Origin of the sequence: Paracoccus aminophilus JCM 7686, assembly GCF_000444995.1 — a bacterium.
GTDB lineage: Bacteria > Pseudomonadota > Alphaproteobacteria > Rhodobacterales > Rhodobacteraceae > Paracoccus > Paracoccus aminophilus.
In genome coordinates this window covers 2,095,851-2,121,072 of record NC_022041.1, presented here as the reverse complement: position 1 = coordinate 2,121,072, position 25,222 = coordinate 2,095,851, and the positions used below count along the sequence as shown (strand labels likewise).

Annotated in this window: 26 protein-coding genes; 12 read left to right on the top strand and 14 right to left on the bottom strand. The window is 63.9% G+C overall.

Features of this window, described 5'->3' with window-relative positions:
• Window positions 1–4: 4 nt before the first annotated feature.
• Window positions 5–1,036, bottom strand: a complete 1,032-nt coding sequence (locus JCM7686_RS10370) for a GlxA family transcriptional regulator (RefSeq protein WP_084621062.1) — start codon at window positions 1,034–1,036, stop codon at window positions 5–7.
• A gap of 115 nt (window positions 1,037–1,151) precedes the next feature.
• Between JCM7686_RS10370 and JCM7686_RS10365 the strand changes: the two genes are divergently transcribed.
• Window positions 1,152–2,558: a class II 3-deoxy-7-phosphoheptulonate synthase gene (locus JCM7686_RS10365; RefSeq protein WP_020950787.1), complete on the top strand. Its 1,407-nt coding sequence runs from the start codon at window positions 1,152–1,154 to the stop codon at window positions 2,556–2,558.
• A gap of 59 nt (window positions 2,559–2,617) precedes the next feature.
• On the opposite strand, the gene JCM7686_RS10360 is transcribed toward JCM7686_RS10365, so the two are convergent.
• Window positions 2,618–3,358, bottom strand: a complete 741-nt coding sequence (locus JCM7686_RS10360) for a PAS domain-containing protein (RefSeq protein WP_041527279.1) — start codon at window positions 3,356–3,358, stop codon at window positions 2,618–2,620.
• Window positions 3,359–3,586: 228 nt separating this feature from the next.
• On the opposite strand from JCM7686_RS10360, the gene gmk reads away from it, so the two are divergent.
• From gmk to JCM7686_RS10345, 3 genes are read left to right on the top strand one after another with little or no spacing between them, the layout of a single operon-like run.
• Window positions 3,587–4,222 carry a guanylate kinase gene (gene gmk / locus JCM7686_RS10355; RefSeq protein ID WP_041527278.1) on the top strand — a complete coding sequence of 212 codons (636 nt, stop codon included), beginning with the start codon at window positions 3,587–3,589 and terminating at the stop codon, window positions 4,220–4,222.
• Window positions 4,219–4,740 (top strand): gamma carbonic anhydrase family protein, encoded by a 522-nt coding sequence (locus tag JCM7686_RS10350; protein WP_020950783.1) that lies wholly within the window; start codon window positions 4,219–4,221, stop codon window positions 4,738–4,740. The genes gmk and JCM7686_RS10350 overlap by 4 nt, the downstream gene beginning before the upstream one ends.
• Window positions 4,737–5,789, top strand: coding sequence for a sensor histidine kinase (locus JCM7686_RS10345; protein ID WP_020950782.1), 1,053 nt, complete (start codon window positions 4,737–4,739; stop codon window positions 5,787–5,789). The genes JCM7686_RS10350 and JCM7686_RS10345 overlap by 4 nt, the downstream gene beginning before the upstream one ends.
• A 90-nt stretch (window positions 5,790–5,879) precedes the next feature.
• Here the strand turns inward: JCM7686_RS10345 and purF are convergent, their stop codons facing one another.
• The 6 genes from purF to JCM7686_RS10315 all read right to left on the bottom strand — a co-directional run bounded on the left by purF (window position 5,880) and on the right by JCM7686_RS10315 (window position 11,789).
• A complete protein-coding gene (purF, locus tag JCM7686_RS10340; RefSeq protein ID WP_148292666.1) occupies window positions 5,880–7,376 on the bottom strand; it encodes an amidophosphoribosyltransferase in 1,497 nt (498 codons plus the stop codon).
• 125 nt (window positions 7,377–7,501) lie between these two features.
• The gene (locus JCM7686_RS10335) at window positions 7,502–8,143 is read right to left on the bottom strand and encodes a CvpA family protein (RefSeq protein ID WP_020950780.1); all 642 of its coding nucleotides are present in this window, start codon (window positions 8,141–8,143) and stop codon (window positions 7,502–7,504) included.
• A gap of 42 nt (window positions 8,144–8,185) precedes the next feature.
• The gene (gene radA, locus JCM7686_RS10330) at window positions 8,186–9,550 is read right to left on the bottom strand and encodes a DNA repair protein RadA (protein ID WP_020950779.1); all 1,365 of its coding nucleotides are present in this window, start codon (window positions 9,548–9,550) and stop codon (window positions 8,186–8,188) included.
• A gap of 54 nt (window positions 9,551–9,604) precedes the next feature.
• Window positions 9,605–10,795 carry a UbiH/UbiF family hydroxylase gene (locus tag JCM7686_RS10325; RefSeq protein ID WP_020950778.1) on the bottom strand — a complete coding sequence of 397 codons (1,191 nt, stop codon included), beginning with the start codon at window positions 10,793–10,795 and terminating at the stop codon, window positions 9,605–9,607.
• A 75-nt stretch (window positions 10,796–10,870) separates the two neighbouring features.
• Window positions 10,871–11,083 (bottom strand): hypothetical protein, encoded by a 213-nt coding sequence (locus tag JCM7686_RS10320; protein ID WP_020950777.1) that lies wholly within the window; start codon window positions 11,081–11,083, stop codon window positions 10,871–10,873.
• 40 nt (window positions 11,084–11,123) lie between these two features.
• The gene (locus tag JCM7686_RS10315; RefSeq protein ID WP_020950776.1) at window positions 11,124–11,789 is read right to left on the bottom strand and encodes a pyrimidine 5'-nucleotidase; all 666 of its coding nucleotides are present in this window, start codon (window positions 11,787–11,789) and stop codon (window positions 11,124–11,126) included.
• 65 nt (window positions 11,790–11,854) lie between these two features.
• Here JCM7686_RS10315 and JCM7686_RS10310 point away from each other — a divergent pair, with 65 nt between their 5' ends.
• The 3 genes from JCM7686_RS10310 to JCM7686_RS10300 are packed head-to-tail and all read left to right on the top strand — an operon-like array spanning window position 11,855 to window position 13,804.
• Complete coding sequence (locus JCM7686_RS10310; protein ID WP_041527277.1) at window positions 11,855–12,511, top strand: GntR family transcriptional regulator; 657 nt, start codon at window positions 11,855–11,857, stop codon at window positions 12,509–12,511.
• Window positions 12,512–13,135 (top strand): DNA-3-methyladenine glycosylase family protein, encoded by a 624-nt coding sequence (locus tag JCM7686_RS10305; protein ID WP_020950774.1) that lies wholly within the window; start codon window positions 12,512–12,514, stop codon window positions 13,133–13,135. It begins immediately after the preceding gene.
• 12 nt (window positions 13,136–13,147) lie between these two features.
• Window positions 13,148–13,804, top strand: a complete 657-nt coding sequence (locus JCM7686_RS10300; RefSeq protein WP_020950773.1) for an alpha/beta hydrolase — start codon at window positions 13,148–13,150, stop codon at window positions 13,802–13,804.
• A gap of 218 nt (window positions 13,805–14,022) precedes the next feature.
• Here JCM7686_RS10300 and JCM7686_RS10295 read toward each other — a convergent pair whose 3' ends face one another.
• Window positions 14,023–14,451 (bottom strand): VOC family protein, encoded by a 429-nt coding sequence (locus JCM7686_RS10295; RefSeq protein WP_020950772.1) that lies wholly within the window; start codon window positions 14,449–14,451, stop codon window positions 14,023–14,025.
• 95 nt (window positions 14,452–14,546) lie between these two features.
• Here JCM7686_RS10295 and JCM7686_RS10290 point away from each other — a divergent pair, with 95 nt between their 5' ends.
• From JCM7686_RS10290 to JCM7686_RS10280, 3 genes are all read left to right on the top strand, one after another.
• Complete coding sequence (locus tag JCM7686_RS10290; protein WP_020950771.1) at window positions 14,547–14,867, top strand: DMT family transporter; 321 nt, start codon at window positions 14,547–14,549, stop codon at window positions 14,865–14,867.
• 172 nt (window positions 14,868–15,039) lie between these two features.
• Window positions 15,040–15,636, top strand: coding sequence for an HNH endonuclease (locus JCM7686_RS10285; protein ID WP_020950770.1), 597 nt, complete (start codon window positions 15,040–15,042; stop codon window positions 15,634–15,636).
• Window positions 15,637–15,859: 223 nt separating this feature from the next.
• Window positions 15,860–16,318: a DUF2267 domain-containing protein gene (locus JCM7686_RS10280; protein WP_041527810.1), complete on the top strand. Its 459-nt coding sequence runs from the start codon at window positions 15,860–15,862 to the stop codon at window positions 16,316–16,318.
• 142 nt (window positions 16,319–16,460) lie between these two features.
• Here the strand turns inward: JCM7686_RS10280 and JCM7686_RS10275 are convergent, their stop codons facing one another.
• Window positions 16,461–16,649 carry a hypothetical protein gene (locus tag JCM7686_RS10275; RefSeq protein ID WP_020950768.1) on the bottom strand — a complete coding sequence of 63 codons (189 nt, stop codon included), beginning with the start codon at window positions 16,647–16,649 and terminating at the stop codon, window positions 16,461–16,463.
• A gap of 190 nt (window positions 16,650–16,839) precedes the next feature.
• On the opposite strand from JCM7686_RS10275, the gene JCM7686_RS10270 reads away from it, so the two are divergent.
• Entirely contained in the window at window positions 16,840–17,919 is a 1,080-nt protein-coding gene (locus JCM7686_RS10270) for a PA0069 family radical SAM protein (RefSeq protein ID WP_041527276.1), read from the top strand.
• Here JCM7686_RS10270 and bmt read toward each other — a convergent pair.
• Both bmt and trpS read right to left on the bottom strand, forming a co-directional pair.
• Complete coding sequence (bmt, locus tag JCM7686_RS10265; protein WP_020950766.1) at window positions 17,906–18,883, bottom strand: betaine--homocysteine S-methyltransferase; 978 nt, start codon at window positions 18,881–18,883, stop codon at window positions 17,906–17,908. The two genes, JCM7686_RS10270 and bmt, sit on opposite strands and share 14 nt — an antisense overlap.
• An 80-nt stretch (window positions 18,884–18,963) precedes the next feature.
• Complete coding sequence (gene trpS / locus JCM7686_RS10260; protein WP_020950765.1) at window positions 18,964–19,983, bottom strand: tryptophan--tRNA ligase; 1,020 nt, start codon at window positions 19,981–19,983, stop codon at window positions 18,964–18,966.
• A 148-nt stretch (window positions 19,984–20,131) separates the two neighbouring features.
• Between trpS and JCM7686_RS10255 the strand changes: the two genes are divergently transcribed.
• Entirely contained in the window at window positions 20,132–20,851 is a 720-nt protein-coding gene (locus tag JCM7686_RS10255; RefSeq protein ID WP_020950764.1) for a rhomboid family intramembrane serine protease, read from the top strand.
• Window positions 20,852–20,917: 66 nt separating this feature from the next.
• On the opposite strand, the gene murJ is transcribed toward JCM7686_RS10255, so the two are convergent.
• Both murJ and JCM7686_RS10245 read right to left on the bottom strand, forming a co-directional pair.
• Window positions 20,918–22,462: a murein biosynthesis integral membrane protein MurJ gene (murJ, locus tag JCM7686_RS10250; protein WP_020950763.1), complete on the bottom strand. Its 1,545-nt coding sequence runs from the start codon at window positions 22,460–22,462 to the stop codon at window positions 20,918–20,920.
• 3 nt (window positions 22,463–22,465) lie between these two features.
• Window positions 22,466–25,189 carry a [protein-PII] uridylyltransferase gene (locus tag JCM7686_RS10245; RefSeq protein WP_236635817.1) on the bottom strand — a complete coding sequence of 908 codons (2,724 nt, stop codon included), beginning with the start codon at window positions 25,187–25,189 and terminating at the stop codon, window positions 22,466–22,468.
• Window positions 25,190–25,222: the final 33 nt, after the last annotated feature.

Genomic DNA, 25,222 nt, shown 5'->3' with positions numbered 1-25,222 from the left:
CGGCTTAAAGCGCGGCGGGCTCTTGGGTGCCGCGCTGGCGATAGGGCGTGGTGCCATAGCTCGCGCGGTAGCATTTCGAGAAATGCGCGGCGCTGGCAAAGCCGCAGGCGAGCGCAATCTCGATGACGCTCATATCGGTTTGCAGCAGCAGATTGCGCGCGCGTTCCAACCGGATTTCCATGTAATAGCGCTTGGGCGAACGCCCAAGATAGCGCGCAAACAGCCGTTCGAGCTGGCGCGGCGAGATCCCGGCATCGGCGGCCAGTTGGGCCGGGCTGATCGGATCCTCGAGATTGCCCTCCATCCGCGCGACGATGGTGGCGAGCCGGGGGTGGCGCACGCCGATCCGGGTCGGGATCGAGAGGCGCTGATGGTCGTCCTCGGTCCGGATCGAGGTGTGGATCATTTGATCTGCGACCCGCGCCGCCAGATCCGAGCCCTGATCGCGCGAGATCTGGCGCAGCATCAGGTCGATGGCCGCCGTGCCGCCCGCCGCCGTCAGGATATTGCCATCCTCGACAAAGACCGAGCGGATCATTTCGATATCGGGGAATTTCTCGGCCAGACCGTCCTGGTTTTCCCAATGGATCGTCGCGCGCCGCCCATGAAGCAGCCCGGCCTCGGCCAATGTCCAGGTCCCGGTGCAAAGCGCCCCGATCCGCGCGCCCCGCCGCGCCTCGCGGCGCAGCCAGGCGAGGATCGGGCGCGTGGTGGCCTGGGCGACATGCAGCCCGCCGCAAACGAGGATCGTATCCTCGCGCGAGCCTTCCTCGAGCCCGCTGTCGATCGCCAGCGCCGTGCCATTCGAGCAACGCGCAATCCCATGCCCGTCACGAAAGCCTTCGCCGACCAATTTCCAGCTGTAGTGGGTCTTGCGCGACAGCTGGTTTGCCAGCCGCAAAGGCTCGATCGCCGCGGCGAAGGAAATCATCGTAAAGCGTTCGAGCAACAGGAAAACATAGCGCCGGGGGCGCTCTGTCGGCAGAACGGAGGAGGGGGACCCGGATTCGGGCGCAAAGGGGGCTGTGTCAGACATGGCTATCGCGCGTTTCTCTTTGCGCGAGATGAACAGGCAATCGAGGTCCGCGCAAGGCTTTCCCTTTGCCGCAGCTGCCTCTATATGTACAGGCCTGAACATGAAGGACGAGACCATGGCAGAGATCAATCGCAGTTCCACGACCGCAACTTCGGCATGGGACAAGCGTGGCTGGCGTTACCGGCCGCGCGTGCAGATGCCCGATTATCCCGACGCGCAAGCGCTCGAGGCCGTCGAGGCACAGCTTGCGAAATATCCTCCCCTGGTTTTTGCGGGCGAGGCGCGTCGCCTTCGCGCACATCTGGCTGACGTGGCGCAAGGGCGCGCCTTCCTTCTGCAAGGGGGCGATTGCGCCGAAAGCTTCAGCGAATTCTCGGCCGACAACATCCGCGACACCTTCAAGGTGATGCTGCAGATGGCGGTCGTGCTGACCTGGGGCGCGCAGCTTCCTGTGGTGAAGGTCGGCCGGATGGCGGGCCAATTCGCGAAACCGCGCTCGGCGGGGACCGAAGTGATCGGTGGCGTCGAGCTGCCGAGCTACCGCGGCGACATCATCAACGGCTTCGACTTCACCGCCGCAGCCCGCGTGCCCGATCCCCAGCGCATGCTGGCGGCTTACACGCAGGCCTCGGCCTCGCTGAACTTGCTGCGCGCGTTTTCGACCGGCGGCTATGCCGATATCCATCGCGTGCAAAGCTGGATCTCGGACTTCACCGATGCGACCGATGCGGCGCGGTACCGCGACATCGCCGACCGCATTTCCGACGCTATGGCGTTCATGGCAGCGGCGGGCGTCACCGGAGAAACCGCTCATGAACTCGCACAGGTCGAGTTCTACACCAGCCACGAGGCGCTGCTTCTGGAATATGAAGAGGCGCTGGCGCGCATCGACTCGACCACCGGCCTGCCGGTTGCGGGCTCGGGCCATATGATCTGGATCGGCGATCGCACCCGTCAGCCCGACGGTGCGCATGTCGAATTCTGCCGTGGCGTGCAGAACCCGATCGGCCTGAAATGCGGTCCCTCGACCACGGCCGAGGATCTGAAAGTGCTGATGGCGAAACTGAACCCGGCCAACGAGCCCGGCCGCCTGACCCTGATCGCGCGCTTTGGCGCGGGCACGGTTGGCGACCACCTGCCGCGTCTGATCAAGACGGTGCAGGAAGAGGGCGCGCAGGTCGTCTGGTCTTGCGACCCGATGCATGGCAACACGATCAAATCGGCCTCGGGCTACAAGACCCGTCCGTTCGATTCCGTGCTGCGTGAAGTGCGCGAATTCTTCTCGGTCCATCAGGCTGAGGGCACGATCCCGGGCGGCGTCCATTTCGAGATGACCGGCCAGGATGTGACCGAATGCACCGGTGGCGTGCGTGCGGTGACCGATGAGGATCTCTCCTCGCGTTACCACACCGCTTGCGATCCGCGCCTGAACGCCAGCCAGTCGCTGGAGCTTGCCTTCCTCGTCGCCGAGGAACTGCGCGGCCGTCGTCTGGAAGAAGCCCGCCAAGCCAAAGCGAGCTGAGCTCGAAATAACTTAAATAAAACGCCGTAACCTTCTGGGTTGCGGCGTTTTTTATTGACTTAATCCTTCGGACGTTCAGGGGTTTCGTGCACGATGCGAAACCGTGCGCGCCGCGCCTCGGGGGTTTGTGCAGCCCCGACCGGCACGGGCGCGGGAGCGGCCAGAGGCGGAGCGCGCCAAGGCGAGGGCTGCTCATTGAAGCCGGCTGCCGAGGGCGAGGGGTCAAGGGCCAGCGCGCCGGGAATGACCGGCACCACCTCATCCGAGACGATGTCGAAACGGCGCGGGGTGCGGCCGATTTCGCCCTCGGAGATAATGCAGCCAAGCGCGCGCGTCACATCGCCCAGATCCGAGCGCAGCGGCAGGATCAGCATCCGCGCGGTCAGCGGCGGACGGCCGTAGCCACCCGGCGAATCCAGCCGGATCTCGGCAACCTGCGGCGCCTTGAACACGCTTTCCAGCACATCCGACAGCCGCCCGCGCGAGCTTGGGTCGAGCAGCGAGCAGAACGGCATCCCGCGCACTTCCATGCCCATGAGGTCGATCAGATGCTTTCCGGCCAGCCGGAACCGCGCCGCGCCCGGCGCGATCCTTTCGAGAATGAAGGCGTAATCCAGCGCATTGCGGATGCCGCGCGGCTCGACATCCGAGCGCTCTGGAATGGCGCGACCCTTGCGCAGGCTTTCCCAATAGGCCCTGAGCTCAATGATAATCTGGCCCGGCCGAATGGGATCGAAGTCGATAAGCTGCACGACCTCGCCCATCGTCGGAGCCGACGCGGGCGTCGTTTCCTGTGCCATGGTTACCGGCCTGATGTGATCATCATCTTGATCTTTTGACATATGAGAACTCGAAAACCTGAACAACTACAGGTCACAACTGTTCAATACCGGATTTCGATCCCCCAAGCGATTGCTTTGTTTCAGGATTGGTTAAGCAGCAGGCCAAACCGCGCCTTTGGCGTGGCGCAAGGCTTGACCCCGGAGCGGGGGATGCGCATTGAGGGGCGGAAGATACAGGGGATTTTTATGGAACGCAGCGGACTTCTCATCATCCTGTCCTCACCTTCGGGCGCGGGCAAATCGACGCTGGCGCGGCGGTTGATGGAATGGGACCCGGCGCTGCGCTTTTCGGTCTCGGCGACGACGCGCAGCCCGCGTCCGGGCGAGGTCGATGGCGAGCATTATTATTTCCGCTCGATCGAAGAGTTCCGCACGATGGTCGATCAGGGCGAGATGCTGGAACATGCCGAGGTCTTCGGCAATTACTATGGCTCGCCCAAGACCCCGATCGAGGCCGCGATGCGCGAGGGCCGCGACACCTTGTTCGATGTCGATTGGCAGGGGGGCCAGCAGATCCGCGCCTCGGCGCTTGGCGCTCAGGTGATCTCGATCTTCATCCTGCCGCCGAGCCTCGTCGAGCTCGAGCGCCGTCTGGTCTCGCGCGGGCAGGATTCTGCCGAGGTCATTCGCGGGCGGATGCAGAAAAGCCTGAACGAGATCAGCCACTGGGCGGAATATGACTATGTGCTGGTCAATGAAGATCTCGACCAGAGCACTGAGCAGTTGAAGACCATCCTCACGGCTGAAAGACTGCGCCGGGAACGCCAGACCGGGCTCGGCCGGTTCGTGCGCGGATTGATGGATGAGGAGATTGGCAGATGATCTGGGAACTCGAGGGCATTGCGCCCGAAATCGCGGCAGAGGCCTGGGTTGCGCCCGATGCGCAGGTGATCGGCAAGGTCGTGCTCGAGGAGGGGGCGAATATCTGGTATGGCGCGGTTCTGCGCGGCGACAATGAAGAGATCCGCATCGGCAAAAGCTCGAATGTGCAGGAACTTTGCGTGCTCCACACCGACCCGGGCTATCCGCTGACCGTGGGCGAGAATGTCACCGTCGGCCACCGCGCCATCCTGCATGGCTGCACGATTGGCGACGGCGCGCTGATCGGCATGGGCGCGATCATCCTCAACGGCGCGAAGATCGGGGCGGGGGCGCTGATCGGCGCGGGCGCGCTGGTCGCCGAGGGCAAGGAGATCTCGCCGGGCGCGCTCGTCATGGGCGCTCCGGGCAAGGTGGTGCGCGAGCTTGACGGCGAGGCCCGTGCCAAGCTGATCAAATCGGCCGAGAAATACCGCGCCAATGCCGCGCGCTTCCGCGCCGGGGCAAAGCCCGTCGCATGAGCGGACCGGATGGCGATATGCTGATCGAGGCGGTTCCGGCGGCCATGCTGGTCGTCGACCGCCAGAGCCGTCTGGTCCTGGCCAATGCCGAAGCGCGCGCCCTGTTCGGCGAGGCCATCGTCGGGCGGCCCTTCGTGACCGTCCTGCGCCATCCCGGCATCAACGAGGCGCTCGAACGGGTCCTGCTGGGCGTGTCTCAGCAATCCCTGACCGCGACCTTCACGGTGCAGGGCCGCGATCTGACCGTTGAGGTGCGGGTGACGCCCCTTTCGGTGGCGGGCGGGCGCGGCGCGGCTCTGGCCTTCGAGGATCGCTCGAGCCTTGAGCGCGCCGAGCAGATGCGTCGCGATTTCGTCGCCAATGTCAGCCATGAGCTGCGCACGCCGCTGACCGCGCTCATGGGCTTTATCGAGACCCTGCGCGGCCCGGCCAAGAACGACGCCAATGCGCGCGACCGTTTTCTCGGCATCATGGAGCGCGAGGCGGGCCGGATGAACCGGCTGGTCGGCGATCTTTTGTCGCTGAGCCGGGTCGAGGCCGAAGAGCGTCGCCGCCCGGTGCAAAGCGTCGAGCTGACCGGGCTCTTGCGCAATGTCATCGCGGCGCTGCGCCCGACGGCGGATGCGGCAGGCGTCACGATCGAACTTGCGCCGCCCGACGAGCCAGTGACGGTTGCGGGCGATGCCGATCAGCTCGTGCAGGTTTTCGACAATCTCATCGAGAATGCGGTGAAATACGGGGGCAGGGACGCCTCGGTCCATCTCGGCTTTGCCTATCTCGAACATGAGCCGGTGCTGCGCGGCCCGGCTTGGGCGATCACCGTCGCCGATCAGGGCGAGGGCATCGCTCCTGAACATCTGCCGCGCTTGACCGAACGCTTCTACCGTGTCGACACCCATCGCTCGCGCGAACAGGGCGGCACCGGGCTGGGCCTCGCGATCGTTAAACATATCGTGAACCGCCATCGCGGGCGGCTGAAGATCGAAAGCGAGAAGGGCAAGGGCAGCCGTTTCATCGTGATCCTGCCCGATCAGATCGGCAAAAGCTGAAGGGCGCGGCCCGGACTGACGCGCAGCCCGAACGACAAAGGCCGCCCAATGGGGCGGCCTTTTGCTTTGGCAGGCGTGGCTCCGAAGGGCCTATTCCGCCGCGTGATCGGTCGCCGATGCGGTTTCCGAGCCCGGTTTCATATGGAAGCCGCGCTGCAATTGGTCGAAAGGCGCGACCGGATAATCGCCCGAGAAGCAGGCGTCGCAATATTGCGGGCGCGAATTGTTGCGGCCCTGAGCCTCGCCCGCCGCGCGGTAAAGCCCGTCCAGCGACACGAAGGAGAGGCTGTCAACGCCGATCCAGTCGCGCATTTCCTCGGTCGACATATTCGCGGCCAGAAGCTTGCTGCGCTCGGGCGTATCAACGCCATAGAAGCACGGCCATGCTGTCGGCGGGGAGGCGATCCGGAAATGGACCTCCTTCGCGCCTGCATCAAGGATCATGTCCTTGATCTTGCGCGAGGTCGTGCCACGCACCACCGAGTCATCGACCAGCACGACGCGCTTGCCCTTGACCAGCGCGCGGTTGACGTTGAGCTTCAGACGCACGCCCATATTGCGGATCTGCTCGGTCGGCTCAATGAAGGTCCGGCCGACATATTGGTTGCGGATGATGCCCATGCCGAAAGGGATGCCGCTTTCATGGGCATAGCCGATCGCCGCGGGCGTGCCGCTGTCGGGAACCGGGCAAACCAGATCGGCCTCGACCGGGGCTTCGCGCGCGAGCTCGACGCCGATCTGACGGCGGGTCTCATAGACCGAACGGCCGCCGATGATCGAATCCGGGCGCGAGAAATAGACATGTTCGAAGATGCAGAAGCGGCCGGTCGAGGGACCGAAGGGGCGCGAGCTTTCGACCTCGCCCTTCGAAATGACGACCATTTCACCGGGCTCGATCTCACGCACCAGCTCGGCGCCGACGATGTCAAGCGCACAGGTTTCCGAGGCCAGCACATAGGCCCCGTCCGACAGACGGCCCATGACCAGCGGGCGCACGCCCAGAGGATCGCGCACGCCGATGAGCTTGGTCCGGGTCATGGCGATGACCGAGAAGGCGCCTTCGATGCGGCGCAAAGCATCCTTCATCCGTTCGGGGATATTGCGCTGGATCGAGCGCGCCATCAGATGGATGATGCATTCCGAATCCGACGAGGACTGGAAGATCGAGCCACGCTCGATCAGCTCGCGGCGCAGCGCATCGGCATTGGTGATATTGCCGTTATGAGCAATCGCGCAGCCGCCCATGGCGAATTCGCCGAAGAAGGGCTGAACGTCGCGGATCGCCGGCGCGGCCTTGGTGCCGGCGGTCGAATAGCGGACGTGACCGATGGCCAAGGGACCCGGCAGGGTCTCCATCGTCGATTGCTTGGTGAAATTGTCGCGCACATAGCCGAAGCGATGGGCAGAGTTGAAGCCGGTTCCCGGATCATGCGAGATGATCCCTCCCGCTTCCTGGCCGCGGTGCTGCAAGGCATGAAGCCCAAGCGCCACGAAATTGGCCGCATCGGCGACCCCGATCACACCGAAGATTCCGCATTCCTCGTGAAGGCGATCGGAATCAAAGGGATGGGCAAGGAATGGCTGCATCATCACCGTCTGGGTCCTGTAACTTGGGGCTTGGGGCTGCGGCCTATTTAGGCGCTCCCCCTGAAAAAGTCACGCCCCGCCGAGCAGGCGGGGCGAATAATTTGTCACCTGATCGTCTTGAAGGATCAGGTGGTCGCCGGAGCGGTCTCGCCCGCCGGGGTTTGTGCCGGGGTTTGCGTCGACGCGGGCGTGGCGGTCGAGGGCGTCACGGTGGTGCCGGTCGTGCCGCAGGTCCGCACCATCTGCTCGTAGCGGTTCACGATCCAGCCGGGCGCGTCTTGCGGGATCTGCTGATCCATCTGGCTGGTCACGCGGTGGAAGACCTGTGCCGAGCGCGAGCTGTCGACCATGGCGACCGGGGTGGCGACGCGGTCATAGACGATGAAGGCCACCGCGACCAAAAGGACGCCGCGCGCCACGCCGAAGAGAAAGCCCACGCCCTGATCGACCCCGCCAAGCGCCGAGCGCTGGACGACCGAGGAAAACAGCGGCGTGATCACCGAGAAGATCACCAGCGCAATGGCAAAGACTACGGCAAAGCCCGCAATCGTGGCCAATTCGCAGCTATCGGCGAGAAACTTGTTCAGGCCCGGCACCTGAGCGACCATCGGGCGCACGGTCGGGGCAAAGATGAAGGCCAGCACCGCCGCCGCGATCCATCCCAGAATGGCCAGCGATTCGCGCACGAAGCCGCGGGCATAGGCCAGAATCGCCGAGAGGATGATGACAGCAGCGACGACGCCGTCGATAATCGTGAATCCGTCCATATTACCGCCCTTTGCAGGATAGACCTGCGTTGGTGGTGAGCTTCAGCCGGCGCCGAAGGTCTCGCCCACAAAACCTGTCAGATCGGAGATCCGGTCGATCCGCATCCCCGCCATGCCCTCGACTTTTTGCGCCTCGGGCAAGATCGCCCGTGAAAAACCAAGTTTTTGGGCTTCTTTCAACCTGTTTTCGGCCTGAGCGACCGGACGAAGCGCCCCCGAGAGGGAAATTTCGCCGAAAATCACGGCTTCGGGAGGCAGCGCGATGTCTTCGCGTGCGCTTAGAAGGGCGGCGGCGATGGCGAGATCGGCGGCAGGCTCGTTCACGCGCATCCCCCCGGCCACGTTGAGAAAAACGTCAAGACCGGCGAAGGGAATGGCGCAGCGCGCCTCAAGCACGGCGAGGATGGTCGAGACCCGCCCCGAGTCGAGCCCGACCACAGTTCGGCGCGGACTTGCCAGTGTCGATGGCGCAACAAGCGCCTGAATTTCGGTCAGGACCGGGCGCGTGCCCTCGATCCCGGCAAAAACCGCGCTGCCGGGCACGGGCTGGCCGCGCTCGGACAAAAACAGCGCCGAGGGGTTTGTGACCTCGGCCAGACCGCCGCCGGTCATCTCGAAGACGCCGATCTCGTCGGCGGGGCCGAAGCGGTTCTTGACCGCGCGCAGGATGCGGAACTGATGGCCGCGCTCGCCTTCGAAATAGATGACGGTATCGACCATATGTTCGACGACGCGCGGGCCCGCGATCTGGCCTTCCTTGGTGACATGGCCGACCAGAATGATCGCCGTGCCCGAGCGTTTGGCGAAGGTCACCAGTTCATGCGCCGCCGAGCGAACCTGAGAGACCGAACCCGGCGCTGCCTCGACCGTGTCCGACCACAGCGTCTGGATTGAATCGATCACCGCGACATCGGGCTTTTCCGCGTCGAGTGTCGTCAGGATATTGCGAAGCGCGGTTTCCGCGCCCAGCCGCACCGGCGCATCCGAGAGGCCAAGGCGCTGCGCGCGCAGACGCACCTGCGCGCTCGCCTCTTCGCCCGACAGATAGATCGCATTCTGACCATTGCGGGCGAGGGCGGCAGTGGCTTGCAGCAGAAGCGTCGATTTCCCGATCCCGGGATCGCCGCCGACCAGAATGGCCGAGCCCGGCACAACACCGCCGCCGAGCACTCGGTCGAATTCCGTCATGCCCGAACAGGCGCGCGGCGGCGGCGCTTCAAGGGTCGAGAGGCCTGAAAGCGGGACCGGCTTGCCGCGCACCGCGCCCAGCCCCCGCCCGGGGCCTTGGCTCAAGGGCGCCTCTTCGATGATCGTGTTCCACTCGCCGCAGGCCTCGCAACGGCCCGACCATTTGCGATGGGTGGCACCACAGGCGGTGCAGGTGAAAGCTGTAACTGATTTTGCCATCAGAGGTTCATGGCAGCTTGGGGAGCGTCTCGCAAGATGGTGTGCTGGGCGCGGTTACTGCGCGCCAAGCCCCGCCTTCATCATCAGACGCCGCACCGGACCGCTGGCGTAAAGCGAGCCCAGCACCGCCGCGCGCAGGTCACGCAGCGGGCGGGGTGTGGCCATGCTGACGCGGTTCAGCGCGTCAATTCCCATCAGCCGCGCCAAAGCCTCGGGGCGGCGTCGTTGTGCATAGGCGTCAAGGCTTTCGCGCGAGCCCGGATCGTCGCGCGAGAGCTCGACCAGCGCGGTCAGATCGGCAAGGCTCATGTTCAGCCCCTGCGCACCGATTGGGGGCACGACATGGGCGGCCTCGGCAATCAGCGCGGTGCGGGGGCCGGTATAAGCATCGGCGATCTGGCTGATGATCGGCCAGACGGTCACCCGTGTCGCCTGCGTCAAAAGCCCCAGAACGCCGGCCGAGCGGCGGTTCATCTCGACCGCGAAATCCTCGCGCGGCAAAGCGGCGAGGCGCTGGATTTCCGGGCCGCGTTCCAGCCAGACCACCGCCGAGGAATGCTTGCCCTCGCGGTCGGGCAGGGGAACCAGCGTGAAGGGCCCGCCCGAGCGATGCACCTCGGTCGAGATATTCTCATGCGGGCGGTCATGGGTCACGGCGAACGCCAGGGCTTTCTGGCCATAGCGGATGGTGCGCACCCCGATCCCCAAGGCCTCGCGCACCGGCGAATTGCGGCCATCCGCGCCGACGACCAGTTTCGCGCGCAGGCGCTGGCCATTGGTCAGGCTGACGATCGCCGCATCCTCGCGCACAACCAGCCCCGCCGTGCCGACACCGGGTTGGAAGCGGACATTCTGCAAGGTCTCGATCCGTGCCGCGATCTCGCGCTTCAAAAGCCAGTTCTGGAGGTTCCAGCCGAAGGGCTTGTCGGAAATTTCGGCCGCGTCGAACTCGCGCACGAGCCGCGCTTCGGCGCGCGCGCCGCCCGCATCGACGATGCGCATGATCTGCAGGGGCGTCGCATGGGGGGCAAGCCGCTCCCACAGCCCCGCGCCCTCAAGGACGCGGATCGAGGGCTGCAAAAAGGCCGTCGAGCGCAAATCTGATCCCGCCGCGCTCTCTTCCGTTACCGGGGGCGCGGGGTCGATGCAAAGCACCGAATGACCCGCCGCGCCAAAGGCCGCCGCCGCCGTCAGACCGGCAATGCCGCCGCCCGAGATCAGGATATCGACGCTTTCATCCACCATTGCGGCAACCTTCTCGCTCTGTGCCAGCCGGGCGCTCCGCTTGGGCGCCCGATCCGGCAGGGTCAGGCGGGCAGTCTAGAACCCCGCCGCATAGGCCACAAGCAAGAGCAGGATCGTCGCCGTGGCGAAAAGACCGAACATGGTGAGCGCGGGCAGGCCCCAGATTGCAATCGCCCCGGCCAGAGCGACCACGAGCAGCGCCACCCCGATCAGGATGCGCGCGGCAAGCTGGTTCTCGGCCTTGGCTTCGGCGCGTTGTTCTGCGGTGGTTTGGGCGGTATGGCTCATCTCAGTCCTCATTTCCTATAGATCGCAGCGAAAGCGGCCCTTAGCGGGGCAGATCTCGCAGGAAGCTCGTCAGATCCATGGTCTGGAACTGGACATGGCGTCCATGATCTCGATCAAATCCCAAAAGATCGGGGCCATGACGGCCCGAGCCGACCAGAACCGTGCGCATCCCCAGCTGATCGGGCACCAGAAGGTTGCGCGGATCGTCTTCAAACATCGCGGCGGTGGCCGGGTCAAAGCCCTGCGCGGCAATCACCGCCTGATAGGCGCCCGCATCCGGTTTGGGATGGAAGCCGACTTCCTCGACGCCGAAGATCGCGTCGAAGATCTCGAGCCCGCGATGGGCGAGGACGCGGCTTGCGTAAAGGGAATCGCCATTGGTGTGGATGATCTTGCGCCCGGGCAAAGCGGTGATCGCGGCGGCGAGCTCGGGATCGGGGCGCAGCTCGGAAAAGTCGATGTCATGGACCTCGCGCAGATAGGGCAGCGGGTCGATGCCATGCTCGGCCATTAGCCCGGCCAGCGTGGTGCCATGTTCGCGCCAATAGTGCTGGCGCAGACGGCCCGCCTCGGCGGCATCGACGCCCAGAGTGCGCATGACATATTCGACCATGCGCGTCTCGATCTGTGCAAAAAGCTGCACTTCCGGCGCATAGAGCGTATTGTCGAGATCAAAGATCCAGGTGGTCACATGAGAGAAGGTCATCCCCTGTGACTAAACTGGCGGCAGACCGCTTGCAATCTTCCTGTCAAAGACAGATCGTCGCGGCCATGAAAGACGCATATTCCCTTATCCTCACCGCCATTGACAATGGTTCCTTCCGTCCCGGCGACCGGCTGGTCGAATCCGAGCTGGCCGAGCGGTTCGGCGTCTCGCGAACCCCGGTGCGCGAGGCGTTGCAGCGGCTTGAAACGCAGGCGATGCTCAAGCGTGACGGCCGCTCGCTGATCGTGGCGACGCTGGATCACAACCAGCTGGCCGAGCTTTACACCGTGCGCTCCGAGCTCGAGGCTTTGGCCGCGCGGCTGGCGGCACGCCATGCGACGCCCGAAGAGATCCGGGTGCTGAAGGCCATGGTCGAGGACGATCACGCCATTATCAACGATCCGCAGGCTTTGGCCCGCGCCAACCGCCGGTTCCATCACCAGATCCATCTCGCCTCGCACAACCGCTATCTTGTCCAGCAGCTCGATCTTGTGCACCGCAGCATGGCGCTGATGGCAAAGACGACGCTGGCCGCGGAAGGGCGGGGCGCGCGCGCGCTCGAAGAACACAAGGCCCTTGTCGATGCGATTGCGACCGGGGATGCGCAGGCGGCGGAAGCGGCCTTGCGCCAACATATCTCGAATGCGTTCGAAACCCGGTTGAAGGAGGAGGCCCGTCTGCTGGCCGAACGTCCTGCGACCGGCATCGACAACGAGGTCTGATTGCGCCGGATCGAGACAGAGGCGGATCTGGCCGAGGGCTCGGCCTTTCTGGCCGGGGTCTGCCCGGTCATGGCGCGGATCATCCCCGCGGTCGGGCCGCTGCCGTTGCGCCGGCGCGCCGATGGCTTTCCCGCGATCCTCGATGCGGTGATCTCGCAGCAGATCTCGACCGCGGCGGCGGCGGCGATTGCCGGGCGGATGGCTGCGGCGGGGCTCGAGACTGAGGCCGCCTTGCGCGCGGCCAGCGATGAGGATCTTCGCTTGGTCGGCCTGTCGCGGCCAAAGCAGAAATATCTGCGCGGCATCGCCGAGGCGCGGCTCGACTGGGGCGCTTTGCGCGATCTGCCCGATGAGGAGGTCATTGCGCAACTGACCGCCTTGCCGGGGATCGGGCGCTGGACTGCGGATATCTATCTGAAATTCGCGCTCGGTCGCGCCGATGCTTTCGCGGCGGGCGATCTCGCGCTCGCTGAGGCTGCGCGGGTGCTTTACGAGCTGCCCGCGCGTCCGGGGCCCAAGGCTTTGACCGAGCTCGCCACGCCCTGGCGGCCCTGGCGTTCGGTTGCCGCCCGGGTGCTCTGGTCCTATTACAGACAGATCAAGGGACGCGAAGGCGTCCGCTAACGTGAGGAAAACATGGCGCGTGCGTTGAACTCTGGCCGCAAGGGCCCCAAACAGGCGACCTCCGTCGTCGTCTTCCTGCATGGCTATGGCGCGGATGGCGCCGATCTGCTGGGCCTTGCCGATCCTTTGGCGCCGCATCTGCCGCAAACCGCCTTCTATGCGCCCGATGCGACCGAGCGGTGCGTGAACAATCCGATGGGCTATCAGTGGTTCCCGATCCCCTGGCTCGACGGCTCGTCCGAAGAGCAGGCGCGCGCCTCGATGGCGCTCTCGATCGCGGATATCAACGCCTTTCTCGACAAGGTTCTGGTCGACGAGGGGGTGACGCCCGACCGGTTGGTGCTGCTTGGGTTTTCGCAAGGCACGATGATGTCGCTGCATGTCGCGCCGCGCCGCGACACGGCGGTGGCCGGGATCGTCGGCTTCTCGGGGCGGCTGCTCGCGCCCGAGGCCTTGGCCGCCGAGGCACGGGTAAAGCCGCCGGTTCTGCTGCTGCACGGCGATCAGGACCCGATGGTGCCTTTCGCCGATATGGGGCTTGCGGCCGAGGCGCTCAAAGCGGCGGGCTTCGAGGTCGAGACCTATGTCATGCGCGGCACGCCGCACGGGATCTCGCCGGATGGGCTTGGCCGGGCGCTTGGCTTCATTAAGGACAAATTGGGGGCTTGAACCCGCCGGTCAGGTGGTTACCTTGACAGATAGATAGACGGAGGATGCCTCATGGACCTGATCTGGATGACCGCGCTCGCATTGATCCCGCTGAGCCTGATGATTGCGAAAGCTGCCCGGCCGGTGCCGGCGAAAGCCGAAGCCGTCGCCCAGAAGGCCCGTCGCTGACGACCTCTTCCGAAGGCAGCCCCTCTGGTGGCTGCCTTTTTTGTTTCTGGTCAACGCAGTTGCGGCCAGATGGCGGGGTCGGCCAATTCGATGGAATTTCCGGCAGGATCGCGGAAATAGATCGACCGCCCGCCTTGAGGCCAGATGAAATCGGCCTCGATTTCGACCCCAGATGTTTCGAGATGCTGGCGCCAAGGGTCCAGATCCTCGGGCCGGACCGCCAAGCAGAAATGCCCCGACCCGGTTGCGCCATGGGCCGGAACCGGCAGACGGGATTCGGCAGAGGGCGGGTGCGCGGTCGCAAGCGGGTTGAAAATCAGCAGAACCTGCGCGCCGATCTTCAAGAAAACGTGACGACCGGGCTGCCGCGAGATTTCCGCAAGTCCCATGACCCCGGTCCAGAAAGCCGCCGCCGCCTCGAGATCCTCGGCATAAAGCGCGATCTCGAGCGGGCCGATCAAGGAAGGAGCCGTCACCATCTGCGCCACCAAAGATCTATCTGCACAGCCGAGATTGACCCGATCCGTCTCAACAATCAATCTGCGCGGGTTCGATGCACGATAGGGAGCAAACAATGGCGTGGATTTACCTACTGATAGCCGGGGTCTGTGAAGTGATCTGGGCAGTGGCGATGAAGGAATCGAATGGATTCTCAAAGCTCTGGCCGACCGTTGTCACCGCAGTCGGCATGGCGATCAGCATCTGGTTTCTGGCGCTCGCGATGCGCACCTTGCCGCTTGGCACCGCCTATACGATCTGGACCGGCATCGGCGCGATTGGCTCCTTTGTGATCGGAATTTTGTGGATGCATGAGCCCGCAACGGCGATGCGCCTGCTGGCAGCGGCACTGATCATTTCGGGGCTGGTGCTGATGAAGGTGGCGACGCCGCACTAAAACCGCAGTAAGACTGCCGTGGGATTGCTCTGACGCTGCGCGTCACGGCGCTGTCACAGCCTAGAGGTAATCAGTTAACGACCCTACATCTCGGAACTTGTCAGCCGCTTCCCACGACTTATAGTGGGCCGACAAGAGGGCAGGTTCCGGCCAAGGATACGGAGCAATGAGAATGCCGCAGCACGATCAGATCGACTTCCGGACACAGTTCGTTCGCGAACCGGCGGCACTCAAGCATTTTCCAGCTCTGGTCCTGAATGCGGATTTCCGGCCTCTGTCCTATTACCCGTTGTCGCTCTGGCCCTGGCAGGAGGCGGTCAAGGCCGTGTTCCTCGACCGGGTCTCGATCATCGCGGAATATGACGAGGTCGTGCGCAGCCAAAGGGAGGCGATACGCATCCCCTCGGTGGTGGTTCTCAAAGATTACGTCAAACCCCAGAAGCGCGTGGCATTCACGCGCTTCAATCTTTTTCTGAGGGACGAATTCTGCTGCCAATATTGCGGCGCCAAGGGCGATCTGACCTTTGACCATGTCGTGCCGCGCTCGCGCGGGGGGGTGACGAGCTGGGAAAACGTGGTCGCGGCCTGTTCACCCTGCAATCTGCGCAAGGCGAACCGCTCGCTGAAGAATTCCGGCCTGCATCTGGCCCGCCAACCGCGCCGTCCAAGCTCGGAGGACATGCATGCCTCCGGCCGACGCTTCCCACCGAATCACCTGCATGAAAGCTGGATCGATTATCTTTACTGGGATGTCGAACTGGAAAGCTGACGGCTTTGGTCGGTCCGCGCGTGTATTGCTGACACCAATAGAACGATCATGCGCATTTTCAAATGCTCTTCTGTTCTGCTTCTGGCCCATAGCGTAACATCGAGATGACGGATACAGGCTCGAAACGTCAATCTCAGAGCTCCGACCAGCCGGGATGCAGCCAAAGCGGCCGCTGATCGTCAGGTTCAAGGACCTGTCAAAGCTAAGAGAGCGAGGGCCGATCATGCCGATGCCATGGACCTATCGCCATGCTTCCAAGGAATGGCGGGCCATCCTTGATGATCTCAGGGACCGCATGGGCCTCACGTCGGATAACATGGCCTATACCGCGATGGACGGCGTCTTGCAGGTCTTTCGAAAGCGGCTGACGGCCCAACAGGGATTGGATTTCGTTTCCGTTCTCCCCGCAATTCCTCGCGCAGTTTTCGTTGCGGGCTGGCAGGTTCACCTCCCGCCGCTTCCTTTTGCAAATCGTGCGAGCTTGGTGCAGGAGGTCAAGAAGGTCAGGCAGAACCACAACCTCACACCTGACAATGCCATCGAGGCGACAGCTTGGTCCTTGCGTCGCTATACGAACAAAGCGGATCTGGAGCGCGTTCTGACGACCCTGCCTGAAGGCGCAGTGGAGTTTTGGCATGTAGAGGTGGCCGATCCGCGCGAGATCGAGCAGAGAGTTTTCTAGGCCAACAAGATCAACTGTCCACTAAGGGCGATCGCGCCAATAAGGCCCGGAAACAACGGACCATTCAGGCGAGGCCAATAAACCTAGCTCCCTCCGTTGACGCGGGTTTGTCGTGCGGATGCCCTGAGCCAACGGCGACGCGTCAATGGCCGTTGCGGTGGTGACGGTCTTCTCCGCTGTCGCGGCGGGTGAAATGCACGGCGGCGGCGATCAAAAGCGCGATCAACCCCAGGACAGCAGGCGGCAGCCCGGCGGAAAGGGCGACCCAGATCGTCACCGCAGCGGCGATGATGACGGCGGCTAGCATCAGAAGGAAATGCGGCAGCGGCATTCTGATCTCTCCTCTATCCCTTGTAATATGGGGATTTGCGGGCGGCGTGGAAAGAGCCGCGTTGATATCGTTGCGTCATCTTCGACCAATGGCGGAGCACCGCCGCCGGTTCCCGTTAAAATTGTTAGAAGGATTGCGGTTTCGGACGGTTTCGGGCTAAATGTTCCCTATATGTTCTTTCTGGTCCGCTATGCTTCCTCCGTCCAACCCCGATGAAATCCGCAAGGCGCGTGGCGCGGACAGCCGTCCGGCCGCAAGGTTCGAGCCCTATCAGCGCGAACGCGAATCCGATGGCTGGGACATTCCCGAGGAGGAGCGGCTGTTGCGCACCGAGGTCACGACGGAACTGGCGCGCTCGATCATTGCGCGCAACCAGTCGCCGGACATTCCCTTCGACCGCTCGGTCAATCCCTATCGCGGCTGCGAACACGGCTGCATCTATTGCTTCGCGCGGCCAAGCCATGCCTATCTTGGCCTGTCTCCGGGGCTCGATTTCGAAACGCGGATCACGGCCAAGCCCAATGCGGCCCAGCTGCTTGCTGCCGAAATCGGGCGCAAAAGCTACAAGATCGCGCCGATTGCTTTTGGCACCAACACCGATCCATATCAGCCGATCGAGGCCAAATTCGCGATCATGCGCAGCTGCCTGCAGGTGCTTCATGATTGGAACCATCCGCTGACCATCGTCACGCGCGGGGCGACGATCCTGCGCGATCTCGACCTCATCGGGGAAATGGCGACGCGGCGCCAGATCGTCGTCGGGGTCTCGGTCACCACGCTCGATGCCGATCTGTCGCGCCAGATGGAGCCGCGCGCGCCCGCGCCCGCGACCCGGCTTCGGATGATCCGCGAGCTGGCAGCGGTCGGGTTGGCGGTGCGGGTGATGGTGGCGCCGGTCATCCCTTATCTGACCGAGCATGAGATCGAGCGCGTGCTGACGGCTGCTGCAGAGGCGGGGGCGCGCACGGCCTCGATGATTCCGTTGCGCCTGCCGCTTGAGGTCGCGCCGCTCTTTCGCGACTGGCTCGAGCGGCATCATCCGGGCAAGGCCGCGCATGTCATGGCCAAGGTGCAGGCGATGCGCGGCGGGCGCGACAATGATCCGCGTTTTGGCTCGCGTTTTCGCGGCGAGGGGATCGAGGCCGATCTCATGCATCAGCGTTTCCGGCTAGCGCGCAAGCGGCTGGGGCTCGGGCGCGAGAACGAGGTGCTCGATTGCAGCCGCTTCGCCCCGCCACCACGGCAGGGCGATCAGCTCAGTCTGTTTTAGCGCCGCCCGATTCGCTCATCGCCTCGCCCATGCGGCGCGCGATCATGTCGGGCGTCGGGCGGGGGCCGCGGGCATGGGTCTGCAACGCATCGCGCATCGCGCCGAGATGGGCGGGCGTGGTGCCGCAGCAGCCGCCGATGATGCGCACGCCAAGGTCGCGGGCGAGGATCGCGAATTCGGCCATGACCTCGGGCGTGGCATCATAGATCAGCCCGCCGTCCTGATAGCGCGGCACGCCCGCATTCGGCTTGGCGATCATCGCGCGTTCGCTGCCTGCCGCGGCAAAGCCGGTCATGGCGCGCAACAGCTCGCTCGGGCCGGTGCCGCAATTCGCGCCGTAAGCGGTCGGGCGCGGCGAGAGCCGCTCGACCAGAGCGGCAAGCTGGGCGGGCGTCACGCCCATCATGGTCCAGCCGCCGGGTTCAAAGCTCATCATGCCGACCCAGGGCAGGCCGGTCGCCTTGGCGGCGACCGAGGCCGCGCGCAGCTCTTCGACGGCGCTGATGGTTTCGACCCACAAGAGATCCGCGCCGCCCGCCTTGAGCGCCTCGGCCTGTTCGGTGAAGATCTGCGCGGCTTCGGTCTCGGTCAGACGGCCCATCGGTGCCATGATCTCGCCGGTCGGGCCGATCGAGCCCGCGACCAGAACCTTGCGTCCTGCGGCGTCGGCCGCCTCCCGCGCCAGCCGCGCCGCGGTCTGGTTGATCGAGGCGACACGATCGGCCGCGCCCGACAGACGCAGGCGGCAGGCATTGGCGCCAAAGCTGTTCGTCAGGATAATATCCGAGCCCGCCGCGATCATCGCGCGATGCAGTTCGAGCACCTTTTCAGGATGCTTTTCGCACCACAGATCGGGTGCCTCACCCGGGGCGAGGCCCATATTGTAAAGATTTGTGCCCATGGCGCCATCGGCCAAAAGCCAGTCGCGCTCCTCGAGCAAAAGGGTCAGCGCATCGGTAGCCATAAGGCCTCCTTCGGCCGGAAAATAAGCCGAGGTCAAGGGAGAAGATGCCGCCGATCCGCGCTGGTCCGGCGGCACAAAGCTTAACGCGAGCGGATCATGCCCATGATCCCCTTGGCTTCTTCAACGACCGGCTGGGCGATTTCTGCCGCCCGAGTCGCGCCTTTGCCAAGGATACGGTCAATCTCGGCGGGATCGGCCATGAATTGCGACATTTTCGACGTGATCGGCGCCAGAACATCGACGGCGATCTCGGCAAGGGCGGGTTTGAAGGTGCCAAAGCCCTGACCTTCGAACTTGCCGAGGATCTCGTCAATGCTTTCGCCGGTCAAGGCCGAGTAGATATTGAGCAGGTTCTTCGCCTCGGGGCGGTCCTTCAGCCCCTCGGCACTGCCCGGCAGCGGCTCGGCATCGGTGCGCGCCTTGCGGATCTTTGCGGTGATCGTGTCGGCATCATCGGTCAGGTTGATGCGGCTTGCATCCGAAGGATCGGATTTCGACATTTTCTTCGAGCCGTCGCGCAAAGACATGACGCGGGTCGCGGTGCCCTCGATCAGCGGCGTGGGCTGGGGGAAGAATTCGACGCCGTAATCATGGTTGAACTTCGCCGCGATATCGCGCGTGAGCTCGACATGCTGCTTCTGGTCGTCGCCCACCGGCACGGCAGTCGCACGATAGGCCAGAATGTCGGCGGCCATCAGCGAGGGATAGGCGTAAAGGCCAAGGCTCGAATTCTCGGAGTTCTTGCCGGCTTTATCCTTGAACTGGGTCATCCGGTTCATCCAGCCCAACCGCGCGACGCAGTTAAAGAGCCATGCAAGCTCGGCATGGGCAGCAACCTGGCTTTGGTTGAAGAGGATCGACTGTTCGGGATCGACGCCAGAGGCCATATAGGCCGCCGCGATCTCGCGGGTGCGGCGGCTCAATTCGGCAGGGTCTTGCCAGACGGTGATCGCGTGCAGATCGACGACACAGTAAATCGTCTCGGGACCAGTGCCCTGAAAGCCAGCGAAACGGCGCAGAGCGCCCAGATAGTTGCCCAAAGTCAGGCCACCCGACGGCTGGATTCCAGAGAAGATACGCGGTTTGAAGCTCATCGTCATAGCGTTACCTGCTTGGAAAATCACTGGCGCTGGCTTACCCCTTGGCCGGACCGGGTGCAACCGCCCAGTCCGGACGAGGGCAAGAACCGTCCCAAGACCCGCAGACAGACTGAGCCGCTGACAGACTAAGCCAGAAAAGGACCGAGACATGCGCCCCGGCAACGATCAATCCCCTCTCAATCCCGTTCCGGCGATCGTCTGGATCCTCGCTTTGCCGATGATCGCCTCCGAGGCGGTCTTCGGTCTGGCGCTGACGGGCTTTCTCAACAACGGGCTCGGCGGGCAGGGGGCGGCTTTGGCCATGCGCCAGATCGCGGCCGAGAAATCCGCCTTCGTCCCCGATATCCTGATCCGGATGTGGCAGCTTGGCATTGCCGATCCGCGCCAATTGGCCCGGCTCGTGACTTATCCCTTCATTCATTACACCTTCACGCAGGCGCTCTTCGTCGTCGTCTTCCTGCTGGCGCTCGGCAATATGGTGGCGCGGGTCTTCCGGCCCTGGGCGGTGCTGGTGCTGTTTTTCGGCTCGGCAATTGGCGGCGCGCTGATCTATACGCTCTGCGCCGCGCTCTTGCCGCAGTTCCGCTTTGCCGCGCTGATCGGCGGCTATCCGGCGGTCTATGGCTTTGTCGGTGCCTTTACCTATCTGCTCTGGCTGAAGCTCGGTCAGGAGAACGGCAATCAAATGCGCGCCTTCAGCCTGATCGGCATGTTGCTGCTGTTCCAGCTTGTCTTCGGCATCATCTTCCAGGACGGCAACCTGACCTGGATCGCCGAGCTTGCGGGCTTTGCCTCGGGTTTCCTGCTCTCCTTCGTGCTGATCCCCGGCGGGTTTGCCCGGCTGATGGGCCAGATCCGGCAGCGGTAAACGCGGGCACAGAACATGAAAAAGGGGGCCAGTTGGCCCCCTTTTTGCTGGCGTCGCCAAAGTGGCTCAGCGTTTGCGGCGCAGATCGGCCTTGAGATCGGAGGGTTTGACCGCGCCCAGCAGCACGGCCGCGACGAAATAGCTTGCCATGCCGCCGAGAACGAGAAGGGCAAGGCCCAGATAGCGCGCGCCGTGGGTCGAGAGCATCTCGCCCAGAACCTGCATCAGCGCGAAGACCACAACGCCCATGACCAGCGAGGCGGCGATGATCCGGGGCAGGCGGTGCTTGAGCCTTGCGTCAAAGCTCGCGGCCTCGCCCATGGCGCGGGTGCCGCGCCAGAGCTGCCAGGCCATGATCCAGCCCGCGATGGTCGTGCCCCAAGCCGCGGCGGAAAAGCCCATGAAGGGGGCAAGACCAAGCGCGCAGGCAGCATTCACCACCATCGAGACCACGGCAAAGCGGAAGGGCGTGCGGGTGTCCTCGCGGGCGAAATAGAGCGGTTGCAGCACCTTTTGCAGCACGAAAGCCGGAAGGCCCACGCCGTAGATCGCCAGCGCGAGCGCGGTCGGGCCGACATCGGAATGGTCGAACTGGCCACGCTCGAACAGGACCGAGATCAGCGGATAGGCCGCGACAATCAGCGCGACGCCGCAAGGCACAGTCAGAAACAGCGCGAATTCCGTGGCGCGGTTATAGGCATGGCGGCCGCCGGTATGGTCCTCGGCCTTCAGGCGGCGCGAGATATCGGGCAAAAGCACGATGCCAATGGCGATGCCCACGACGCCAAGCGGCAGCTGATAAAGCCGGTCGGCATAGGTCAGCCAAGCGATCGCGCCCTCGAAGAAGGAGCCGACCTGACGCCCGACCAGCAGGTTGACCTGAACGACGCCGCCCGCGAGCACCGCAGGCGCGGCAATCGCCAGAAGCCGCTTCATATCCGGGGTCAGGCGCGGGCGGCGGAAGTAGAGCGGAAATCCCATCTTCTTCGCCGCAATCCAGACCATCGCAAATTGCGCGATCCCCGAGATCGGCGTCGACCAGGCCATGGCCAGCCCCATGTCCCAGCCGAAATGGTCGGCGAGCACCATGGCGACGATCAGGATCAGGTTCATCAGGACGGGGGCAGCGGCGGCGGCCATGAATTTGCCGCCCGCGTTCAGCAGCCCCGACAGCAGCGCCGTCAGCGAGATGAAGAAGATATAGGGAAAGCAGATCTTGCCATAGACGACGGCCAGATCGAAACGCTCATCGCCCGCAAAGCCCGCCGCCTGAATGAAGACGAGCCAAGGCATGATGAAATTGGCGATGACCGAGACGATCAGCACGACCATCGCGAGACCCGAGAAGGCCTCCTCGGCAAAATCGCGCGGATTGGAGCCATCTTCGAGTTTCTTGGCAAACATCGGCACGAAAGCCGTGTTGAACGCCCCTTCGGCAAAGAAGCGGCGGAACATATTGGGCAAAGTGAAGGCCACGAGATAGGCTTGCGCCACCGGGCCAGAGCCCAGAAAGGCCGCGATCATCATGTCACGGACAAAGCCCACGACACGAGAGACCAGCGTCCAGGCGCCAACGGAAAGAAAGCCGCGGATCAGGCGGATAGGCTGCATAGATTAGCTCCCGGCGCGCTCGGCGCCTTCGCGGATGGCCTGACGAAGCCGCTTTTCCAGCGTCTCGCGCCGAAGCTCCTGATGAAGCTTCAACCCGAAGGCATCCTTGACATAAAATGTATCGACCACCTGCGCGCCGAAGGTCGCGATGACGGCACTGACGATCTGGATGTGGTTTTCCGCCAGCGTCCGCGTCAGGTCATAAAGCAGGCCCGGGCGGTCGCGGGTGTCGACCTCGATTACGGTGTAAATATCGCTGCCTTCATTGTCGAAGGTGATATGGGTCGGGAAGCGGAAGGCGGATTCGCGTTTCTTGGGCTTGTCCTTGCTGGCAAGCGCGGTGCGCGCGACGATCTCGCCCTTGAGCGTGCGCTCGATCATCTGGCGCAGGCGGGGCAGGCGGTCGGCGTCATAGGGCCGCCCCTCGGCATCCTGCGTCCAAAAGACCGCCGTCGCATAGCCGTCCCGCGTCGTATAGGTGCGCGCATCGACGACATTGGCACCGACAAGCGCCAGAGCGCCCGCGAGCCGCGAGAAAATGCCGGGATGGTCGGCCAGCACGAAGGCCGCGCGGGTCGCGTCGCGGTCGGTATCGGGATGCAGGTCGATGCCGACCTCGCCCGAATCCGGCGGCGGGCGCAACATGCCCGCAAAGACCGCCTGAGTTTCCGTGGGCAGGCCCGACCAGTAATTGTCGTAATGGCGGGCGAGCTCTTCGCGGATCTCGCGCGCGTCCCAGCCGGTCGCGACCAGCAGGTGACGCAGCGAGCGCTTGGCCTCGTCGGTGCGCTTTTCGCGGTTGAGCTCTTCGAGCCCGCCATCAAGCGCGGTTGCGGTCAGCTCGTGCAGGCGGCGCAGCAGCATGGCCTTCCAGTTGTTCCAGGTCCCCGGACCCACGCCGCGAATGTCGCAAACCGTGAGGATCAAAAGCAGATCCAGCCGCTTGCGGCTTTTCACCATCTTGGCGAAATCGCCGATGGTGCGCGGGTCCGAGATATCGCGCTTTTGCGCCACATCCGACATCAGCAGATGATTGCGGACCAGCCATTCGATGGTTTCGACCTCATCGGCAGGCAGGCCGAAGCGGGTGCCGATTCGGCGCACCAGCCGCGCGCCAAGGATCGAATGATCCTCGGGGCGCCCCTTGCCGATGTCGTGAAACAGCACGGCCAGCGTCAGGGCGCGGCGGTTGATGTCGCCCTTGATGATCTCGGAGGCGAGCGGCAGATCCTCGGACAATTCGCCCCGCTCGATCGCGGCCAGCGAGGAGATGCATTGGATCAGATGCTCGTCGACCGTGTAATGGTGGTAGACGTTGAACTGCATCATCGCCACGACCGGTGCGAATTCCGGGATGAAAGCGCCCAGAACGCCGAGCTCGTTCATCCGGCGCAGGCTGCGCTCGGGGTTGCCGTGTTTGAGCAGCAGATCAAGAAAGATCCGTACCGCTTCGGGATTGGCGCGCATCTCGTCATCGATGAGATCGAGATGGCTGGTGACCAGCCGCATCGCCTCGGGATGGATCAGGATGCCGGTGCGCAAAGCCTCTTCGAAGAGGCGCAGGATATTCAGCGGATCCTTGAGGAATTCCGCCTCATTCTCGATATTCAGCCGCCCGCGCTCTTCGGTGAAGCCCGGCCGGATGCGGCGGCGCTTGCGAAAGAGCAGGTTGAGGATCGGCGCCTTGTAGAGATGGCGGTTTTCCAGCGCGACCAGAAAGACCCGGGTCAGCTCGCCGACGCGGGTGGCATGAAGGAAGTAATCCTGCATGAAGATCTCGACCGCGCGGCGGCCGCCGCTGTCGCGATAGCCCATCCGGCGCGCGACCTCGACCTGCATGTCGAAGGTGAGCTGATCCATCGGGCGCTTGGCGATCAGATGGAGATGGCAGCGCACGGCCCAGAGAAAATCCTCGGCCTGCCAGAAGGTCAGATGCTCGTCGCGGGTGAAAAAGCCCAGATCGACCAGCTGAGCGGCGCGCTCGACCTTATGGATGTATTTTGCCATCCAATAGAGCGTTTGCAGATCGCGCAGACCGCCCTTGCCCTCTTTGACGTTGGGCTCAAGCACATAGCGCTGGCCGCCCTGCTTCTTGTGGCGCGCCGAGCGCTCGGCGAGCTTGGCCTCGATGAATTCGGGGACGGAATTGTCAAAGAGCTCGGGCCAAAGCCTTTCACGCAGCAGCTCGGCCGTGGCGGCATGGCCGCAGATCAGCCGATGCTCAAGCAGGCTGGTGCGGATCGTCATATCCTCGGCGCTGAGCCGCAGACAGTCGTCGATCGAACGCACCGATTGCCCGACTTTCAGCTTCAGGTCCCACAGCATGTAAAGCATGGTTTCCACCACGCTTTCCCCCCAAGGCGAGACCTTCCAGGGGGTCAGAAACAGGATGTCCACATCCGATTGCGGCGCCATTTCGGCGCGGCCATAGCCCCCGATCGCCAGCACGGCGAGCCGCTCGGCCTCGGTGAGATTGGACTGGGCATGCAGGATTTTGGTCGCGACGTGATAGATCGCCGAGACCGTCGCATCGGTCAGCGCGGCAATAGCGCGGACGGTTTCGCGTGCCGCGCGCGGATGGGTCATGAAATTGGCGACGATCCCGGCCATGCTCTCGGCCCGGGCCTCGGTCAGGATCGCAACGGTGGTCGCCCGCACGGTCTTCGGATCGCTCAAGCCGGTCAACGCTGCCGTCAGACGGGGGATGAAGTCATCGCTGGCGATCAAATTATGCGCCCCGGACAAAGCCGGGGCGGTGGG

Coding starts and splice junctions, on each gene's coding strand:
- JCM7686_RS10360 (WP_041527279.1), bottom strand. CDS start 3,358: ATGGCACAGGAAACGACGCCCGCGTCGGCTCCGACGATGGGCGAGGTC.
- JCM7686_RS10270 (WP_041527276.1), top strand. CDS start 16,840: ATGCTTCCTCCGTCCAACCCCGATGAAATCCGCAAGGCGCGTGGCGCG.
- bmt (WP_020950766.1), bottom strand. CDS start 18,883: ATGGCTACCGATGCGCTGACCCTTTTGCTCGAGGAGCGCGACTGGCTT.
- radA (WP_020950779.1), bottom strand. CDS start 9,550: ATGGCAAAATCAGTTACAGCTTTCACCTGCACCGCCTGTGGTGCCACC.
- JCM7686_RS10280 (WP_041527810.1), top strand. CDS start 15,860: ATGCCGATGCCATGGACCTATCGCCATGCTTCCAAGGAATGGCGGGCC.
- JCM7686_RS10320 (WP_020950777.1), bottom strand. CDS start 11,083: ATGAGCCATACCGCCCAAACCACCGCAGAACAACGCGCCGAAGCCAAG.
- JCM7686_RS10310 (WP_041527277.1), top strand. CDS start 11,855: ATGAAAGACGCATATTCCCTTATCCTCACCGCCATTGACAATGGTTCC.
- purF (WP_148292666.1), bottom strand. CDS start 7,376: ATGCAGCCATTCCTTGCCCATCCCTTTGATTCCGATCGCCTTCACGAG.
- JCM7686_RS10275 (WP_020950768.1), bottom strand. CDS start 16,649: ATGCCGCTGCCGCATTTCCTTCTGATGCTAGCCGCCGTCATCATCGCC.
- JCM7686_RS10335 (WP_020950780.1), bottom strand. CDS start 8,143: ATGGACGGATTCACGATTATCGACGGCGTCGTCGCTGCTGTCATCATC.
- trpS (WP_020950765.1), bottom strand. CDS start 19,983: ATGACGATGAGCTTCAAACCGCGTATCTTCTCTGGAATCCAGCCGTCG.
- JCM7686_RS10345 (WP_020950782.1), top strand. CDS start 4,737: ATGAGCGGACCGGATGGCGATATGCTGATCGAGGCGGTTCCGGCGGCC.
- JCM7686_RS10255 (WP_020950764.1), top strand. CDS start 20,132: ATGCGCCCCGGCAACGATCAATCCCCTCTCAATCCCGTTCCGGCGATC.
- JCM7686_RS10370 (WP_084621062.1), bottom strand. CDS start 1,036: ATGTCTGACACAGCCCCCTTTGCGCCCGAATCCGGGTCCCCCTCCTCC.
- JCM7686_RS10300 (WP_020950773.1), top strand. CDS start 13,148: ATGGCGCGTGCGTTGAACTCTGGCCGCAAGGGCCCCAAACAGGCGACC.
- JCM7686_RS10325 (WP_020950778.1), bottom strand. CDS start 10,795: ATGGTGGATGAAAGCGTCGATATCCTGATCTCGGGCGGCGGCATTGCC.
- JCM7686_RS10285 (WP_020950770.1), top strand. CDS start 15,040: ATGCCGCAGCACGATCAGATCGACTTCCGGACACAGTTCGTTCGCGAA.
- JCM7686_RS10295 (WP_020950772.1), bottom strand. CDS start 14,451: ATGGTGACGGCTCCTTCCTTGATCGGCCCGCTCGAGATCGCGCTTTAT.
- murJ (WP_020950763.1), bottom strand. CDS start 22,462: ATGCAGCCTATCCGCCTGATCCGCGGCTTTCTTTCCGTTGGCGCCTGG.
- JCM7686_RS10290 (WP_020950771.1), top strand. CDS start 14,547: ATGGCGTGGATTTACCTACTGATAGCCGGGGTCTGTGAAGTGATCTGG.
- JCM7686_RS10315 (WP_020950776.1), bottom strand. CDS start 11,789: ATGACCTTCTCTCATGTGACCACCTGGATCTTTGATCTCGACAATACG.
- JCM7686_RS10365 (WP_020950787.1), top strand. CDS start 1,152: ATGGCAGAGATCAATCGCAGTTCCACGACCGCAACTTCGGCATGGGAC.
- JCM7686_RS10350 (WP_020950783.1), top strand. CDS start 4,219: ATGATCTGGGAACTCGAGGGCATTGCGCCCGAAATCGCGGCAGAGGCC.
- gmk (WP_041527278.1), top strand. CDS start 3,587: ATGGAACGCAGCGGACTTCTCATCATCCTGTCCTCACCTTCGGGCGCG.